The organism is Comamonas sp. MYb396, assembly GCF_037479555.1.
In the GTDB taxonomy this organism is placed as follows: domain Bacteria; phylum Pseudomonadota; class Gammaproteobacteria; order Burkholderiales; family Burkholderiaceae_C; genus Comamonas.
Map to the genome: position 1 here is coordinate 217,931 of NZ_JBBGYU010000003.1, position 15,744 is coordinate 233,674.

At 64.8% G+C, this 15,744-nt stretch carries 17 protein-coding genes; 9 read left to right on the top strand and 8 right to left on the bottom strand.

Annotated elements, in window-relative coordinates:
- Window positions 1–17: 17 nt before the first annotated feature.
- Window positions 18–959: an SdiA-regulated domain-containing protein gene (locus tag WH265_RS08800; protein WP_084635769.1), complete on the bottom strand. Its 942-nt coding sequence runs from the start codon at window positions 957–959 to the stop codon at window positions 18–20.
- Window positions 960–1,189: 230 nt separating this feature from the next.
- Between WH265_RS08800 and WH265_RS08805 the strand changes: the two genes are divergently transcribed.
- Window positions 1,190–1,876 (top strand): response regulator, encoded by a 687-nt coding sequence (locus WH265_RS08805; RefSeq protein ID WP_021026639.1) that lies wholly within the window; start codon window positions 1,190–1,192, stop codon window positions 1,874–1,876.
- Between the two features lie 68 nt (window positions 1,877–1,944).
- Window positions 1,945–3,399, top strand: coding sequence for a sensor histidine kinase (locus WH265_RS08810; RefSeq protein ID WP_339558000.1), 1,455 nt, complete (start codon window positions 1,945–1,947; stop codon window positions 3,397–3,399).
- 12 nt (window positions 3,400–3,411) lie between these two features.
- On the opposite strand, the gene WH265_RS08815 is transcribed toward WH265_RS08810, so the two are convergent.
- From WH265_RS08815 to WH265_RS08825, 3 genes are read right to left on the bottom strand one after another with little or no spacing between them, the layout of a single operon-like run.
- Window positions 3,412–4,254 carry an SPOR domain-containing protein gene (locus WH265_RS08815; RefSeq protein WP_339558001.1) on the bottom strand — a complete coding sequence of 281 codons (843 nt, stop codon included), beginning with the start codon at window positions 4,252–4,254 and terminating at the stop codon, window positions 3,412–3,414.
- Window positions 4,255–4,294: 40 nt separating this feature from the next.
- Window positions 4,295–5,146, bottom strand: a complete 852-nt coding sequence (locus WH265_RS08820) for a biotin--[acetyl-CoA-carboxylase] ligase (RefSeq protein WP_339558002.1) — start codon at window positions 5,144–5,146, stop codon at window positions 4,295–4,297.
- A complete protein-coding gene (locus WH265_RS08825; RefSeq protein WP_339558003.1) occupies window positions 5,143–5,865 on the bottom strand; it encodes an SET domain-containing protein in 723 nt (240 codons plus the stop codon). Before WH265_RS08825 ends, WH265_RS08820 begins: the two co-directional genes overlap by 4 nt.
- 162 nt (window positions 5,866–6,027) lie before the next feature.
- Between WH265_RS08825 and WH265_RS08830 the strand changes: the two genes are divergently transcribed.
- The 7 genes from WH265_RS08830 (at window position 6,028) to WH265_RS08860 (ending at window position 12,687) form a co-directional block, all read left to right on the top strand.
- A complete protein-coding gene (locus tag WH265_RS08830) occupies window positions 6,028–8,964 on the top strand; it encodes a DNA topoisomerase III (RefSeq protein WP_339558004.1) in 2,937 nt (978 codons plus the stop codon).
- 55 nt (window positions 8,965–9,019) lie between these two features.
- On the top strand, window positions 9,020–9,553 hold the full coding sequence (locus WH265_RS08835; protein WP_339558005.1) for a hypothetical protein: 534 nt from the start codon (window positions 9,020–9,022) through the stop codon (window positions 9,551–9,553).
- 39 nt (window positions 9,554–9,592) lie between these two features.
- Window positions 9,593–9,937, top strand: coding sequence for a hypothetical protein (locus WH265_RS08840; protein WP_339558006.1), 345 nt, complete (start codon window positions 9,593–9,595; stop codon window positions 9,935–9,937).
- Window positions 9,938–10,042: 105 nt separating this feature from the next.
- On the top strand, window positions 10,043–10,654 hold the full coding sequence (locus tag WH265_RS08845; protein WP_339558007.1) for a class I SAM-dependent methyltransferase: 612 nt from the start codon (window positions 10,043–10,045) through the stop codon (window positions 10,652–10,654).
- A 67-nt stretch (window positions 10,655–10,721) separates the two neighbouring features.
- A complete protein-coding gene (locus WH265_RS08850; RefSeq protein ID WP_339558008.1) occupies window positions 10,722–11,519 on the top strand; it encodes a tRNA-uridine aminocarboxypropyltransferase in 798 nt (265 codons plus the stop codon).
- A 371-nt stretch (window positions 11,520–11,890) separates the two neighbouring features.
- Window positions 11,891–12,208 carry a hypothetical protein gene (locus tag WH265_RS08855; RefSeq protein WP_312990346.1) on the top strand — a complete coding sequence of 106 codons (318 nt, stop codon included), beginning with the start codon at window positions 11,891–11,893 and terminating at the stop codon, window positions 12,206–12,208.
- A 152-nt stretch (window positions 12,209–12,360) separates the two neighbouring features.
- Entirely contained in the window at window positions 12,361–12,687 is a 327-nt protein-coding gene (locus WH265_RS08860) for a DUF4148 domain-containing protein (protein WP_339558009.1), read from the top strand.
- A 213-nt stretch (window positions 12,688–12,900) separates the two neighbouring features.
- On the opposite strand, the gene WH265_RS08865 is transcribed toward WH265_RS08860, so the two are convergent.
- From WH265_RS08865 to WH265_RS08880, 4 genes are all read right to left on the bottom strand, one after another.
- Complete coding sequence (locus tag WH265_RS08865) at window positions 12,901–13,143, bottom strand: hypothetical protein (protein ID WP_133856265.1); 243 nt, start codon at window positions 13,141–13,143, stop codon at window positions 12,901–12,903.
- Window positions 13,144–13,206: 63 nt separating this feature from the next.
- Window positions 13,207–13,749: a ferritin-like domain-containing protein gene (locus tag WH265_RS08870; protein WP_021026510.1), complete on the bottom strand. Its 543-nt coding sequence runs from the start codon at window positions 13,747–13,749 to the stop codon at window positions 13,207–13,209.
- Window positions 13,750–13,855: 106 nt separating this feature from the next.
- On the bottom strand, window positions 13,856–14,512 hold the full coding sequence (locus WH265_RS08875; protein WP_339558010.1) for a DUF924 family protein: 657 nt from the start codon (window positions 14,510–14,512) through the stop codon (window positions 13,856–13,858).
- 102 nt (window positions 14,513–14,614) lie between these two features.
- Complete coding sequence (locus WH265_RS08880; protein WP_021026508.1) at window positions 14,615–15,670, bottom strand: acyltransferase family protein; 1,056 nt, start codon at window positions 15,668–15,670, stop codon at window positions 14,615–14,617.
- Between the last annotated feature and the right edge of the window lie 74 nt (window positions 15,671–15,744).

Consider the following 15,744-nt stretch of genomic DNA (forward strand, 5'->3'; position numbering starts at 1 on the left):
GCTGCGCCTGGCCGCGTTCAGCGGCGCTTGCGCGCGAATTTGTAGAACAGGTTGGGCTCGGAGACGATGTAGATATTGCCGCTGTTGTCCATGGCCAGGCCTTCGGGCTGCGGCACCCGCTCGGCCAGCCCTGCCATATCGGCCCACAGCGGCATCACGCTGAGCAGGTCGCCGGCGCGGCTGTACTCGTACAGCACCGACGATTCCTCCCCCAGCAGCAGCAGGTTGCCGCTGCGCGGATCGACCTCGATGGCGGCCAGGTCGGTGCTGGGCATGTCGTCCACCGCCGGCACCTCCCAGGTCGAGACCTTCATATCGACCAGTCCCGGCTTGAGCTTGGACAGCGGCGCATCCATCACCAGCACCTGCATCGGCCATTTCTCGGTCACGGCCAGCAGCTGCTGGCGCTTGGCATCCCAGCCCAGGCCTTCGAGCGCAAAATTCTTGATGGCAATGTCATTGAGCTGCACATAGGGGCTGTGCTCCAGCGACACCTCGGTCACGCCCTTGCCAAACTGCACCCAGTGGATGCGGTTGGTACGCTCGTCGGCAATTGCAAACCAGTCGCCCTGGATATGGGCGATGCCTTCGGTGTCGCGGGCGCCCAGCAGCGGCGCCAGCCGCAGCAAGCGGCCATCGGTGCTCAGCTCGGCAATCTGGGGCGGGCGGTTGGTCACCGCAAACAAGGTCTGGGTCTCGGGGTTGAAGGCCAGGCCCGAGAGGTTGTCGGCAATGCCGCTCACCACCTTGGCATCGATGCTGACCTGGTAGTGCGGCAGGTTGGCAGGCGGTGCCGAGCGCGGTGCCGACTGCAGCGCATCGGTATGCCCCGGCATCGCAATGACGTGGTGCCACTGCAGGTACAAGGCAGTCAACACCAGCAAGGCCGTGACCAACACCAGGCGGCGCTGTCGCTGCGACGCCTGCCACCTCACCTGTACCTTGGGCCCTGGTCTCATCACCACCTGCTGCAGTCTCACCCCACCAGCCACAGGCCGGATGCCCGCATGTTCTGGTCAAGACGAGGCGCTATCCTACGTGAGAGCAGCCTCGGTTTGATGACGCCGGGGTCGGTTTTACGTCTGTGCAACAAAAAAGCAGGGGCTCATAGGTGGCCAGCAAGGCCATGGACTCGCCTAGAATCATTGACACCATCCACATCACGACTACAACACCGATAGGAGACCGCATGCGAATACTGATTGCCGAGGACGACCAGGTGCTGGCCGATGGCCTGCTGCGCAGTCTCCGCAACTCCGGCGCCGTGGTCGACCATGTCTCCAATGGCACCGAGGCCGATGCCGCCCTGATGGCCAACAACGCGTTTGACCTGCTGATTCTGGACCTGGGCCTGCCGCGCATGCATGGGCTCGAAGTGCTCAAAAAGCTGCGCGCCCGGGGCTCGGCGATTCCGGTGCTGATCCTCACCGCCGCCGAGAGCGTCGATGACCGGGTCCAAGGCCTTGATCTGGGCGCCGATGACTACATGGCCAAGCCCTTTGCGCTGTCCGAGCTCGAAGCCCGTGTGCGGGCACTCACGCGCCGGGGCGTGGGCATGAGCACCAGCCTGATCCAGCATGGGCCGCTCGCCTATGACCAGGCCGGGCGCGTGGCCACGTTCGACGGCCGCATGCTGGAGCTGTCGGCCCGCGAGCTGGGCCTGCTGGAGGTGCTGCTGCAGCGCTCGGGGCGGCTGGTCAGCAAGGACCAGCTGGTCGAGCGCCTGTGCGAATGGGGCGAGGAGGTCAGCACCAATGCGATCGAGGTCTATATCCACCGCCTGCGCAAGAAGATAGAAAAGGGCCCCATCCGCATTGCCACCGTGCGTGGCCTGGGTTATTGCCTGGAGAAGATCCAGCCACCGGCCCCGCACTGAACAAACCCCCACCCTCCGGCCACAGCGGGGCGATGGCCGCCCCCGGCCCCATTCACGCAAGGACAGCCTTGGCCCTGTTTCGCAGTGAGCAGCGATCTTTGTTCGGAGAGATCCTTGACTGGATGCTCACGCCGCTGCTGCTTTTGTGGCCCGTATCGCTGGCATTGACCTGGCTGGTGGCCCAGGACCTGGCCAACAAGCCCTTTGACCGCGCGCTCGAATACAACGCCCATGCGCTGGCGCAGCTGGTGGGGGTGCAGGGCGGCAAAACCTATTTCAACCTGCCGCTGCCGGCCAGCGAGATCCTGCGCGCCGACGATGCCGACAAGGTGTACTACCAGGTGACCACGCCGTCGGGCATGTTCCTCGCGGGCGAATCGGCGCTGCCCATGCCCGCCAAGGACCTGGAGCGCAGCATCGGCATGGTCCAGCTGCGCGATGGCGAGCTGCGCGGCGTCGATGTGCGCATCGCCTGGATCTGGGTGCAGCTGTCGCTGCCCGAGCCCAACCTGGCGCTGATCCAGGTTGCAGAGACACGCGAGAAGCGCAGCGTGCTGGCCACTGAAATCATTAAGGGCGTCATGCTGCCGCAGTTTGTCATCCTGCCGCTGGCGGTGCTGCTGGTCTGGCTGGCGCTGGCGCGCGGCATCAAGCCCCTGCACCTGCTCGAAGAGCGCATCCGCGCGCGCAAGTCCGAAGACCTCTCGCCGATCCAGCACAAGGATGTGCCGCTTGAAGTGGTGCCGCTGGTCGACTCGGTCAATGGCTTGCTCGAGCGCCTCAACGATTCGCTGGCCACGCAGAAGCGCTTTCTCGCCGATGCCGCGCACCAGCTCAAGACCCCGCTGGCGGGCCTGCGCATGCAGGCCGAGATGGCCCAGCGCGCCGATGCCAAGGAAGACGACCTCAAGCTGTCCTTGCAGCAGATCGGGCGCTCGAGCATTCGCGCCACGCACACCGTCAACCAGCTGCTGTCGCTGGCGCGCGCCGAGGGGCCCAGCGCGCTGCTGCAGCGCACGCCCTGCAACCTGGCCGAGATTGTGCTGGATGCCATGCATGACGGCATTGACCGGGCCCTGGCCAAGCACATCGACATGGGCTACGACGGCATGCAGGTCGATGACCGCGAGGTCTGGGTCAACGGCAATGCCACCTTGCTGGGCGAGCTGGTGCGCAACCTGCTGGACAACGCGATCAACTACACACCGTCCAGCGCCAGCGCGCCGGGCATCATCAATGTGCGCCTGATGGCCGACCCCTTTGGCCATGTGATCGTGCTGCAGGTGGAAAACTCCGGCCCCGGCATTCCCGAGGAAGAGCGCGAGCGTATTTTTCAGCCCTTCTACCGCGTGCTGGGCAGCGAGGTCGATGGCTCGGGCCTGGGCCTGCCCATCGTGCAGGAAATCGCGCGCCAGCATGGCGCTACCGTGGGCCTGGAAGACGCCCACCCGCGCCAGGCCCAGCGCGGCGTGGTGTTCAGCGTGTGCTTTCAGACCACGCTGGCGCCGCAGCCGTCCAGCTGAACGGCGCAGCCATCAGGAGCAGCTGCGCAGCTCCTTGCCGTCCATCACATGCCAGCTCTGCACGCGCTTCTTGGTGACCGCATCCATCTTGGGCCAGCGCACGGTGTAGCTCACGGCCTCGGGGCGCTCGACCACCACCTTGGCGCCGCTCACGCCTTTTTTGCCCATGGTCGCCAGATGGCGCTCGGCCGCCTCTTCACTGGAGAAGCGCCCCAGCGAGATGCCCGGCTCCAGGCTGGCGATACGGGCGCGGTCGGTGCTGATGTCGAGCGCGCGCAGCTCGTCGCGGCGCGTGTCCAGCGCCTCCTGGCTGCTGAACTTGCCGACATAGACCATCCAGCGGCCCGCGCTGGTGCTGCTGTCCAGGCGCCAGCTGCCTTCTGGCAGCTTGGCCAGTTGCAGGCGCAGCGCATCAACCTGCTTGGCGTCAAAGCTGCCAGCCACCAGGCATTCCTTTTTCTCCGGCTTCTCCGCTTTGTCTGCCAGCTTGTCGGCGGGCTTGTCAGTCGCTTTGTCCGTTATTTTTGCCGCGAGCTTGTCGGCTTCGGCAGCCGTTTTGTCTGCGCTGTCGGCGGCCGGCTCCGCCGCCGCAACAGCAGCGGGCTCAGGCGCGGGGGCGGCCACCGGTGCCGGCGCCGGGGTGGGCTCTGCGGGGGCCGTGCGGGCCTGCTCCTGGGCCTGTTTGGCCTCTTGCGAGGTCAGAATGCGCAGCGCCTCGGGCTTGACCTGCTGCTGCACCCGCTCGGGCTCGGAGGGGTCTTCCGGGCCCCAGCCCAGGCTGCGCAGCATGCCTTGCGAGAAGGCGTAGTAGCCGGCATTGGCCAGTAGCAGCAGCACGATGGCAAAACGAATCATCTCCGCTCCCGTCTGTTGGTTCTCTGATCCTGCGGCGCGCTCAGGCCACGCCCGCCTGGGGCCGCACGCTGACTTCCGAGCTGGTCACATCGACCACGCCTGCGGCAGTCTGCACGCGCAAGGCGCCATCAGCGGCCACACCCAGCGCCAGGCCAGCGGTGCCATCGCTCAGGCCGACCTCGCGGCCAGCGAGCGCATCGCGCGCCGCATAGGCCGCCTGCAGCGGCGCAAAACCCTGCTGCGCAAAGGCCTGGATGGCGGCCACCAGCGGCGGCACCACGGCCTGCAGCGCCTGCGGGGCATCCCAGCGGCTGTCGAGCATCTGCAGGCTGCCGGGAATGGTCGACAGGCCCTCGGCCTGCGGGGCCCGCACATTGATGCCGATGCCAATCACCACATAGCGCTCGGCCTGCTGCTGGCCATCACCCGCATGCGTGCGGGCTGAGACAAAGCTGGCGGTCTCGACCAGGATGCCGGCCAGCTTGTGGTCGCCGGTCAGCCAGAGGTCATTGGGCCATTTGAGGCCAATCGTCGGAGTGCTTGAGCCTGCCTCGGGCAGCTGGGGCTGCAGGCTTTGCGCCACCGACACACCAACAGCCAGCGACAGGCCCGACCAGTCGGCTGGCGCCAGCGGCAGGCCCAGCGACATCAGCAGCGAGTCACCCACCTCGCTGCGCCAGGGCTTGCCCATGCGGCCGCGCCCTGCCGTCTGCTGCTCGGCCACCAGCAAGATGGGTTCCTGCCGGCCGGCACGCGCGCGGCGCATCAGCTCGGTGTTGGTCGAGTCGATGCTGGGCAGCACCTCGATCGTGAAGCCCGGCAACTGCGGCTCCACCGCCTCCCAGATCGCTTCAGCAGGCCAGCGGATCGGCGTGTTCTGCGCCTCGCTCATGCGCCCGCCTTGGCGGCCTTGGCGCCCTGGGTCTTTTTATCGGCTTTGGCCTTCTTGTCGCTCTTTTTCCTGTCCTTGGCCTTGTCCTTTTCCTTGCCCAGGGCCTTGTCTGCGGCCTGGGCCTTGTGCTTTTCCGCTTTGGCAGGTTTGGCGGGCTTCGCCGCATCGGCAGATGCTGCCTTGGCCTTGCGCTTCTTGGGCAGCACCGGCTCGGGTAAATCCGAGGCGGGCACCTTGGGCTTCCAGCCGCGCTTGGGCGCCAGCATCGTGCCCCGGCATTCGGCCGCGCCGCAGTGGCAGGCGTAGTCGGCCTTGAGCTTGGCGGTGTAGCGCTCTTCGATGATCAGGCCATAGTCATAGCCCAGCTCCTCGCCCGCGCTGATATTGCGCAGCGCGCTGATGAAGATGCGGTCATCGGCCTCTTCGGCAAAGCAGTTGGGCTCGCAGCTGTGGTTGATCCAGCGGGCCGAGTTGCCGCCATCGCCCCCGTCGATGACGCGGTCGCCATCGATCTGGAAAAAGAAAGTGTGGTTGGGGTGGTCCGGGTCGTGCGGGTGGCGGCGCTGGCTTTCTTCGTAGCTGATGACCTTGCCCGCATATTCGACAATGACTTCGCCTTCTGCGATATCCTGCAACGCAAAAACGCCCCTGCCGTGCACGCCCGAACGCCGTACCTGGATACGACGACCTGTTGAAAAATGGGGAACATGGTTCGGCATGGGATTTTTTCTGCTACTTTAAAAATAAGCACATGCGCATGTGCGCACACGTACACATGCAGGCGCCCGCGCACATGCGCGTAAAGCGTGCATTGTAAGAGCGTGCTCAGAGAGCCAGCAACCCACAGTGTTGGCAGACCCCAGTTTGATGAGAGTGAACCCATGTCCAAGACCCTGGTCATTGCAGAAAAGCCGTCCGTTGCACAAGACATTGTTCGTGCACTGACGCCGGTGGCAGGCCAATTTGCCAAACACGACGACTACTTTGAAGCCGAGACCTTCATCGTGACGAGCGCGGTGGGTCACCTTGTGGAGATCCAGGCCCCCGAAGAATTCGATGTCAAACGCGGCAAGTGGAGCTTTGCCCATCTGCCCGTCATCCCGCCTTACTTTGAGCTCAAGCCCGTCGACAAGACCAAGACGCGCCTGAACGCCGTCGTCAAGCTGGCCAAGCGCAAGGATGTCACCGCGCTGATCAACGCCTGTGACGCGGGCCGCGAAGGTGAGCTGATCTTCCGCCTGATCGAGCAATACGCCGGTGGCGCCAAGGGCGGCCTGGGCAAGCCGATCCAGCGCCTGTGGCTGCAGTCGATGACGCCCCAAGCCATCCGTGACGGCTTCAACAAGCTGCGCTCGGATAACCAGATGCTGGGCCTGGCCGATGCCGCCCGCAGCCGCTCCGAAGCCGACTGGCTGGTGGGCATCAACGGCACGCGGGCGATGACCGCGTTCAACTCGCGCGATGGCGGTTTCTTCCTGACCACCGTGGGCCGTGTGCAGACCCCCACGTTGTCGCTGGTCGTCGAGCGCGAGGAAAAGATCCGCAAGTTCGTCAGCCGCAACTACTGGGAAATCCACGGCGAGTTCAACGCCCAGGCCGGCGCCTACCCGGGCAAGTGGTTCAACCCGGCCTGGAAGAAAAGCGACGACGCCGAGGCGCGCGCCGACCGCGTCTGGAGCCAGCAGGAGGCGCAGGCGATTGCCGAGGCCGTGCGCGGCAAGCCCGCCACGGTGACCGAAGAGTCCAAGCCCACCACCCAGGCCTCGCCGCTGCTGTTTGACCTGACCAGCCTGCAGCGCGAGGCCAACAGCAAGTTCGGCTTCTCGGCCAAGACCACCTTGGCGCTGGCCCAGGCGCTGTACGAGCGCCACAAGGCACTGACCTACCCGCGTACCGATTCGCGCGCGCTGCCCGAGGACTACCTGCCCGTCGCCCGCCAGACCTTCGAGATGCTGGCCCACAGCAATATGCAGCAGCTCGCGCCGTTTGCGCAGCAAGCCATTGGCGCCAACTACATCCGCGCCAACAAGCGCATTTTTGACAACAGCAAGGTCTCGGACCACTTTGCCATCATCCCGACCACGCAGGCGCCCGGCGCCTTGAGCGAGGCCGAGCACAAGCTCTACACCTTGGTGGTGCGCCGCTTCATGGCAGTGTTCTTCCCCAGCGCCGAGCACCAGGTCACCACGCGCGTCAGTCAAATTGACGACCACCACTTCAAGACCGAAGGCAAGGTGCTGGTCAAGCCCGGTTGGCTGGCCATCTACGGCAAGGAAGCGGCCCACGAAGTGGAAGACGCCAAGGAAGGCGACAAGGGCCAGAACCTGGTGCCGGTGCAGCCCGGCGAGAAGCCCACGGCCGACCCGGTCGAGCCCAAGGGCCTCAAGACCAAGCCACCTGCCCGCTACTCGGAAGCGACCCTGCTGGGCGCGATGGAGAGCGCCGGCAAGCAGATCGACGACGACGAGCTGCGCGAAGCCATGCAGGAAAAGGGCCTGGGCACGCCTGCGACGCGCGCGGCCATCATCGAAGGCCTGCTGACCGAAAAATACATGCTGCGCGAAGGCCGCGAGCTGATCCCCACGGCCAAGGCCTTCCAGCTGATGACCTTGCTGCGCGGCCTGCAGGTCGAAGAGCTCTCGCGTGCCGACCTGACCGGCGAGTGGGAGTACAAGCTCGCACAGATGGAAAAGGGCCAGCTCTCGCGCGAAGCCTTCATGGCCGAGATCCAGGCGATGACTGAGCGCCTGGTGAAAAAGGCCAAGGAATACGACCGCGACACCATCCCCGGCGACTACGCCACCCTGTCCGCGCCCTGCCCCAACTGTGGTGGCGTGGTCAAGGAAAACTACCGCCGCTATGCCTGCACCGGCGTGGGCGGCAACGGCGAAGGCTGCGGCTTCTCGTTCACCAAATCGCCTGCCGGCCGCACCTTCGAGACCGCCGAGGCCGACCAGCTGCTGCGCGATCGCAAGATCGGCCCGCTCGACGGCTTCCGCTCCAAGGCCGGCTGGCCCTTTGCCGCCGAAGTGGCCATCGTGCGCGACGAGGACAACAACAACTACAAGTTCGAGTTCCTGTTCGAGGACAACAAGTCCGACGAGGAATCGGGCGAGCTGGTGGACTTTGGCAGCCAGAACACCTTGGGCGCCTGCCCCAAGTGCGGCGCACCGGTGTTCGAGCATGGCGCCAACTATGTCTGCAGCAAGGCCGTCCCCACGGCCCAGCAGCCCACGCCCAGCTGCGACTTCAAGAGCGGCCAGATCATCCTGCAGCAGCCCATCGAGCGCGACCAGATGGCCAAGCTGCTGGCCACCGGCAAGACCGACCTGCTCGACAAGTTCGTCTCCAACCGCACGCGGCGCAGCTTCAAGGCCTTCCTGGCCTGGGACAAGGAAGCCGGCAAGGTGAACTTCGAGTTCGAGCCGCGCGACAGCAAGTTCCCGCCGCGCAAGGGCGCAGCCGCCAAGACCGCTACCAAGACGGCCACCAAGACCGCGAGCAAGACCGCTGCCAAGGCCACCAAGACAGCGGCCAAAACCGCTACCAAGACAGCCACCAAGTCCGCCGCCAAGACGCCGCGCAAGGTCGCCGCGACGCTGACCCCCAGCCCCGCGCTGGCCGCCGTGATCGGCAGCGAGGCCACGTCCCGCCCCGAAGTCATCAAAAAGCTCTGGGACTACATCAAGGCCAACGGCCTGCAGGACGCCAAGGACAAGCGCGCGATCAATGCCGACGCCAAGCTGCAGCCGCTGTTTGGCAAGGACCAGATCAGCATGTTCGAGATCGCCGGCATTGTTGGCAAGCATGTGAGCTGAGCGCCGGGATGCAGCACCACCGCGCAGCCCACCGGGCCTGCCAGCAGCGCTGAGCATGGCCAAGGGCGAGCCGCTGCAGCTGCTGGCCCTGGCTGCAGGCATCTATCTGCTGCTGGAAGCCAGCTTTCATGGCATGGCCTGGCTGCTCGCCCGCATCATCGACCGCGAGGCGCGGCGCCAAGGCCAGCTGACCGAGCCCAGCCCTGCACACTGGCGCGCCATCTTCTACCGCTTGTTTGCGGTGCTGGCCGTGCTGATGATGAGCCATTGGTTCAGCCTGAGCCTGAACTGGCCCCACACGCAGCCCTGGCAGCAATGGCTGCTGGGCGCCGTCATCATCGCCACCGTGCTGTCGGTGGTGATGCTCAGCGATGCCGCCATCATCCAAAAGCTCAAGAAGGACAGCCAGCCGCACTTCAGCAATATGCAGGAGATGGGGCTGCTCTACATCCTGCGCCACCTGCCTGCGCACCGGCCGTGGTACTTCAGCGCGGCCTACCTGCCACTGGCCCGGCGCCTGAACGGAGGCATCAGCCTGCTGGCGTTTTTGCTGCTGTACCTGGATTTGCGTGTTTACCAAGGGGGCTGATACAGTGCCAGCCATGCCCCAACGCCTGCGTCCCTCACCATGTACCTGCGCCCTGCCTACCGCCGGCTGATCTGGCTGGCCCTGGTGGCGGCTTGCGCTGCCGCCCTGTATGCCTGGCGCGGCCCGGCGCTCATCGGTGACGCCGAGCAGGCCGCCAGCGGGCTGTGGCGCAAGGCCTCGTCTCCTCCTCCACCCAGCGCTGAAGAGCAGCAACGCAGCCAGGCGCGGCGCGCTGCGCCCGACGGCAGCAGCGGCCAGGCACGGCCCGCAGCCGTGCCGCGCAAATGCCAGCTGGGCGGCCAGACCATCTACACCGACGGCCCCTGCCCGGCAGGCAGCCAGGAGCAGATCGTGCCGGAGAACCTGTCCGTGATCCCGCGCTGAACCGGCCCGCTGCCAATACCGCAGTGCCCCACCCGCGTGCGCCATCTGCGCGATACTGCCTGCGCAATGCAACGTGGTGCTGCATTGCATCGATAAAGGACATGCGTGCAATCAGCGGACAGGCAATGGTTTGACGAGGCGTACTACCAGCGCTTTTATTTCGACAAGAAAACCAGTGTGGTGGACCCCGCGCATGCCGCGCGCCTGGGCGCCTTTGTCTGCAGCTACCTGCAATACGTGCGCGTACCGGTACAGCGTGTGCTGGATGTGGGCTGCGGCATCGGCCTGTGGCGCGATGCGATTGCGCAGCACTTTCCGCAGGCCAGCTACCACGGGGTGGAGTACAGCGAGTACCTGTGCCAGCGCTACGGCTGGGAGCAGGGCTCGGTGGTGGACTATGCGCCGGCCGATGGCCAGCCCTTTGACCTGGTGATCTGCCAAGGCGTGCTGCCCTACCTGAGCCCGGCCGACCTGAAGCTGGCGCTGGCCAATCTGGGCTGGCTGAGCAAAGGCGCGCTCTATGTCGAAGCCGTGGCGCGTGAAGACTATGAGCGCGACATCATCGACGACGAGCTGACCGACCCGCGCCTCTACCGCCACCGCGCCGAGCTCTACCGCCGAGGCCTCGCCCAGGGCTTTACCGAGCTGGGCGGTGGGGTGTGGCTGAGCCGGCGCGCCGATGTGCCGCTGTTTGCGCTGGAAGCGGTGCAGAACTGAGCGGCGCCAAGGGCAGCGCTAAACCCGCTGCGCTGCTTGGTTGGGCAGGGCGACGACAATAGCGCCCGTGTCATCCCAGCCCTCTTCCCCCCTTGCCAGCGAGGCCGCCAACACCGCTGGCGCCCTCGCCCCCCATGCCGTCTCGCGCCTGCGCGCCGAACGGCTGCAGCGCAGCACCCGCCCTTTTCTGGCCCGAGGCGGCCCCAAGGGGGAGCGCTGCGAGGGCTGCCGCCTGCGCCCCAGCCACTGCCTCTGCGCACTGCGGCCCACGCAGGCCACCACGGCGGGCGTATGCCTGCTGATGCACGATGCCGAGCCACTCAAGCCCAGCAACACCGGCTGGCTGATTGCCGATGTGGTGGCCGAGACCTGGGCCTTTGGCTGGTCACGCACGGAGATGGATGCTGGGCTGGAAGCGCTGCTGGCCGATCCGCAATGGCAGCCCTATGTGGTCTTCCCCCAGGAGTTTGTGCATGAGCCCGGCCGCGCCGTGCAGCAGCTGCCAGCACCATCCCCGCAAGAGGGAGGCCGCAGGCCGCTGTTTATCCTGCTCGATGCCACCTGGCCCGAGGCACGCAAGATGTTCCGCAAGAGCCCCTATCTGGACCGCTTTCCGGTGCTCAGCCTGCACCCCGAGCAGATCTCGCGCTACCAGCTGCGGCGCTCGCGCCGCGACGACCATTTCTGCACCGCCGAGGTCGCAGCCCTCTGCCTGGATCTGGCCGGCGACCAGCGCGCGGCACAGACCCTGGAAACCTACCTGGACATCTACACCCACCACTACCTGCAGGCCAAGCACCAGCTGCCGCCCGACTGGCGCAGCGCCGCGCACCAGCAGCTCCTGCGGCTGCAAAACGCTCTGTGACAGCGCTGTCACTGTCGTATATCCATAGCTAATCTGGTTGCTGTGGCAGCCAACACCCCGCGTCAACCCTGACAGGGTTAACCAAGAAGTTCTGCGGCACAAGCAAACGCCGGTTTTGCCGGAATTCTCCTACGTATGGGCCTTTCCAGCGAGAACATTGCGTACCGGGCCCTGCCGGGACGATTGCATGGCCGCCAAAAAATTAGATCGTTTTTCAGAACAATCTATTCCGATTTAGGCTATTTATCGGAAGCGGGGCGGTGCATACACTAACTACATCGATCAACGAGAACCACACAAGGTGCACCGCACCACCCGTTGAGCGAACCAGCCCCTCATGGTGAGTCGCTGGAGTTCTCCAGGAGTTAAAAATGAACGCACGTATTTTCTCGATCGCCGGTGTAGCTGCTCTGATGTTGGGTGCCGGTGTTGCCCAGGCCAATCCCTTTGAAGGCGACCAGTCGATTGCTCCCCATGTTGCCGCCACCAGCGCCGTGAGCCGCGCCGATGTGCAAGCGCAATTTGTCGAAGCCCAAAAGAACGGCACCCTGTTGTTCAAGGGCGACCAGCTGCAAGCCAATGCCTTTGAAAAGGGCAGCAGCAACCTCTCCCGCGCCGAAGTGGTGAAAGCCGCCCACGACGCCCGCGTTGCCGGCACCCTGCCTGAAGGCGAAAGCTTCGGCGAATAAGCCCGGGCAGACGCGCTGACGCGCTGAGAGTGGGCCGCAGGCCTCTCTCGCAGCCCTCCCCCCAATTTCGAATCAACCTATTTTTTGGACGCCGCCGCTCTTACCGCGCAAATCCGTGATTTGCCAGCAGCGCGGGTCCGTGGAGAGAAACCATGTTTGCACGCAATATGTCCGCTTTGATGATGGCCGCTGGTCTGGTGTTTGCCGGTGCTGCCAGCGCCGCTACCACCGCCCCCGTGGGCAATGGCTCGGACTACCCCGCCTACCCTGCTGCCCACAGCACCCTGACCCGCGCCGAAGTGCAGGCCCAGGTGAGCGAAGCCCAGCGCAATGGCTCGATGGCCGTGATCGGTGACCGCATCAACACCTTGGGTGCAGAAAGCCGCACATCCAGCCTCAGCCGTGCCCAAGTGCAGCAGCAGGCCCATGAAGCCCTGGTCGCCGGCACCCTGCCTGAAGGCGAATCCTTCGGCGAATAAGCGAAGCAAACCGCTCTGCCAGGCAGACGCTGGCAGGGCGGTCAGATTCCAGGCCTTCGCGATTGGGCGAGGCTTGAGAGACATTACAGCGGGTATGCCCGCCACACAACGAAAACGCATTTAGTGCGTAGCCCGGCCAGACCTTGTCCCATTGCGTCTGGGCCGTGCTCTTGGTAGCCACTGCCGGTTCGCCGGCAGTGGTCTTTTTACGTCTCAATCCAATGCAAAACCAGTTTCGGTGATCTGCAGCTGGCCGTTCTCGCCCTTCTGCAACCAGCCTTGCTCACAGGCATAGTCCATGGCAGGCTGCTGCTCTGCAGCGCTGACGCCATTGCGCTCCAGCACATTGCCAAGGGCCTCGGCATCCAAACCATCGCCCGCGCGCAGCAGCTCCTCGTTGACCATCAGGTAGAGCAGGTGCTTGGCGTTCTTGCGTGTTGCTTCGGTATCGGTCATCCGTCTTTTCCTCCATCAGCATAAAAAAACCGCAACTCGGTTGCGGTTCAGGTGTGGTGGCCCTTACTGGGCCTTTTTCATCCAGTCCGACAGCTCATCGGCATGCTCTTGCTCCTGCTCCAGGATCTGCTCGATCAGGCGGCGCGTGGTGTGGTCCTTGTCGCCAATCAGGTCGACCATCTGGGTGTAAGCCTCGATGGCGACGCGCTCGGCCACCAGGTTGGAGCGGATCATCGCATGCAGGTCCATGTCGTCGTTGTAGTCGGCATGGCTGCGGCCGCTCAGGCTGTCGGGGTTGAAGTCGGGCTCGCCACCCAGCTGCACAATGCGCGTCGCAATGCGGTCGGCATGGGCCTGTTCTTCTTGGGCATGTACCAAGAACTCCTCTGCAATGGCGGGCGATTCCAGGCCCGTCGCGGTGAAGTGGTGGCGCTTGTAGCGCAGGATACAGACCAGCTCGGTGGCCAGCGAATCGTTGAGCAGGCGGATGATGTCCTCGCGGTAAGGCGAGTCATTGGGCAGCACGGCGCCCTGGTCCAGGCTTTTCTTGGCGGCATCGAGACGCTTGGAGTCAAGCGCCAGCGGGGTGCGGGTTTTGTCTAGCATCGCGGCTTCCTTTGGTGGGTGGTTGTTGTAAACACTACCCCTCCAAGGTAAGCCCGCAGCAGCCCCGCGTCTGTGAGACAAGGGCTACTGTGCTTGCGCTAAAAGTTCAGAATCCTGCCCCGGGCTGGGCCAGGTAGTCCCGCTCTGGCGGCGTGCTGCTGCGGCCCAGAATGGCATTGCGGTGCGGAAAACGCCCAAAGCGGCTGATGACGGCCTGGTGGCGCAGCGCGTAATCCCAGGTGCCTTGCAAATAGGTCTGCAGCTCGGCGGGCGCCGGGTGGCTGTCGCGCAAGCGGGCGGCCAGATCAACGCTGCGCTGCTGCAGGGCTGCATCCTCGGCATGCTCCAGCGGCAGATAGACAAACACCCGCACCACTGCCGGCAACGCTTGGTCCTGGCCGCTGTCGCACAGGCCCAGCGCCAGCTGCAGCGCCAGCGGGTCACCAGCAAAGGATTCGGGCGTTCCCCGGTAGATATTGCGCGTGAACTGGTCGAGCACGATGATGCGGGCCAGCGTATCCCAGACACCTTCGGTCCAGCCAGGCAAGTCAGCTGTTAGCGCTGCCTGCACCGTGGCGCCAAATTGCGCGCGAATGCGCGCATCGAAGGCATCGGACTTGCTGAACCATTGCTGCTTGTGCTGCAGCGCCTCGCTGCTGGAGGGGCGGGCGCTACCCAGCCAGAATTGCAGCACCTCGTCGGCAGAGGCGATGGGCGCGGACGCAGGCGCGGGTGCAGGTGCGGATGCGGAAGCTGAGGTCATGGCAAGGCCTGTATCTATCAAAGCCCGTTTTTACCATGCAGCCGCAGCATGCAAACACAACAAAGCCGGGCAAGGCCCGGCTTTGTTCTGGGTGACCACCGTTTATGCGGTGCGCGAGCCTGCAGGCTGCTGCACAGGCTTGCTGCTGGAGCGGTCGCGCAGGCCCAGTGCCCAGCGCTCGATGGTGTAGAAGGACAGCGCGGCAAACGCAGCCGAGATCGGCAGGCCCAGGATCACTACCCACTGCCAGTCGGTATGGGCGCGCAGCAGGCGCACAACCGGGTAGTGCCAGAGGTAGATACCGTAGGACATCTTGCCCACCCAGACCAGGGCTGGCAGGCTCAGCATGTCGAACAGCACACCCTTTTGCTTGCTCACCGCAACGATGATGGCAGCGGCGACCAGCTCCACCAGCGCAAAGCCCCAGAGCAGTGCACCGGCGTCGTCCCACTCATAGCCAATCACGGCAAAGGGCAGCACCGGCAGCAGCCACAGCAGGTATTTTTGGCGCGCATGCAGCGCATCCATCCACTCGGGGCGGTGCACGGCCACAGCGGCCAGCGCGCTGCCCAGCAGCATGCCGGTGGCACGGGTGTCAAAGCGGAAGAAGATTTCGTAGAAGTGCTGGCCCTGGGCCACCCAGTAGGCGCGCCAGACAAACATCAGCGCCACCAGCAACAGCACCGGGCGCCACAGCTGCTTGCGCGCGGTATGCGCCAGCAGCAGCACCAAGAGCGGCGGCCAGACCAGGTAGAAATGCTCCTCCACCGACAGCGACCACATGTGCAGCAAGGTGTCCGGGCTGTCAAAAAAGGCGATGCCGTAGTCGGCCAGGTACAGCGCCGAGACGACAACATCCTGGTTCACATCATCGAGGCCAGGCCAGATCAGCGGCGCAAACAGCCAGTAGGCGGCCAAGAACAGCAGCAAGGCCGGGGCCAGGCGCAAAAAGCGGCGCTTGTAGAAGCGCCAGAAGTCCAAGCGGCCCGATTGCTGGTGTTCCTTGAGCAGCAGCGAGGTGATCAAAAAGCCGCTGAGCACAAAGAACAGGTCCACACCAAAGAAGGCGCCATCGAACATCGGCGCATGGGCGTGGGACAGGAACACCAGGACGATTGCCACTGCGCGCATACCATCGAGCGCAGGGTTGTATTTCATACGGAATCCAGACAAAACCAAAGATCTCCATCTAACCGCAACAGGGCCTCAGCCGTTGTTGCGCTCCCAGACTT

Coding starts and splice junctions, on each gene's coding strand:
- WH265_RS08820 (WP_339558002.1), bottom strand. CDS start 5,146: ATGAGCGAGGCGCAGAACACGCCGATCCGCTGGCCTGCTGAAGCGATC.
- WH265_RS08855 (WP_312990346.1), top strand. CDS start 11,891: ATGAACGCACGTATTTTCTCGATCGCCGGTGTAGCTGCTCTGATGTTG.
- WH265_RS08865 (WP_133856265.1), bottom strand. CDS start 13,143: ATGACCGATACCGAAGCAACACGCAAGAACGCCAAGCACCTGCTCTAC.
- WH265_RS08800 (WP_084635769.1), bottom strand. CDS start 959: ATGAGACCAGGGCCCAAGGTACAGGTGAGGTGGCAGGCGTCGCAGCGA.
- WH265_RS08830 (WP_339558004.1), top strand. CDS start 6,028: ATGTCCAAGACCCTGGTCATTGCAGAAAAGCCGTCCGTTGCACAAGAC.
- WH265_RS08840 (WP_339558006.1), top strand. CDS start 9,593: ATGTACCTGCGCCCTGCCTACCGCCGGCTGATCTGGCTGGCCCTGGTG.
- WH265_RS08815 (WP_339558001.1), bottom strand. CDS start 4,254: ATGATTCGTTTTGCCATCGTGCTGCTGCTACTGGCCAATGCCGGCTAC.
- WH265_RS08805 (WP_021026639.1), top strand. CDS start 1,190: ATGCGAATACTGATTGCCGAGGACGACCAGGTGCTGGCCGATGGCCTG.
- WH265_RS08870 (WP_021026510.1), bottom strand. CDS start 13,749: ATGCTAGACAAAACCCGCACCCCGCTGGCGCTTGACTCCAAGCGTCTC.
- WH265_RS08825 (WP_339558003.1), bottom strand. CDS start 5,865: ATGCCGAACCATGTTCCCCATTTTTCAACAGGTCGTCGTATCCAGGTA.
- WH265_RS08880 (WP_021026508.1), bottom strand. CDS start 15,670: ATGAAATACAACCCTGCGCTCGATGGTATGCGCGCAGTGGCAATCGTC.
- WH265_RS08835 (WP_339558005.1), top strand. CDS start 9,020: ATGGCCAAGGGCGAGCCGCTGCAGCTGCTGGCCCTGGCTGCAGGCATC.
- WH265_RS08875 (WP_339558010.1), bottom strand. CDS start 14,512: ATGACCTCAGCTTCCGCATCCGCACCTGCACCCGCGCCTGCGTCCGCG.
- WH265_RS08860 (WP_339558009.1), top strand. CDS start 12,361: ATGTTTGCACGCAATATGTCCGCTTTGATGATGGCCGCTGGTCTGGTG.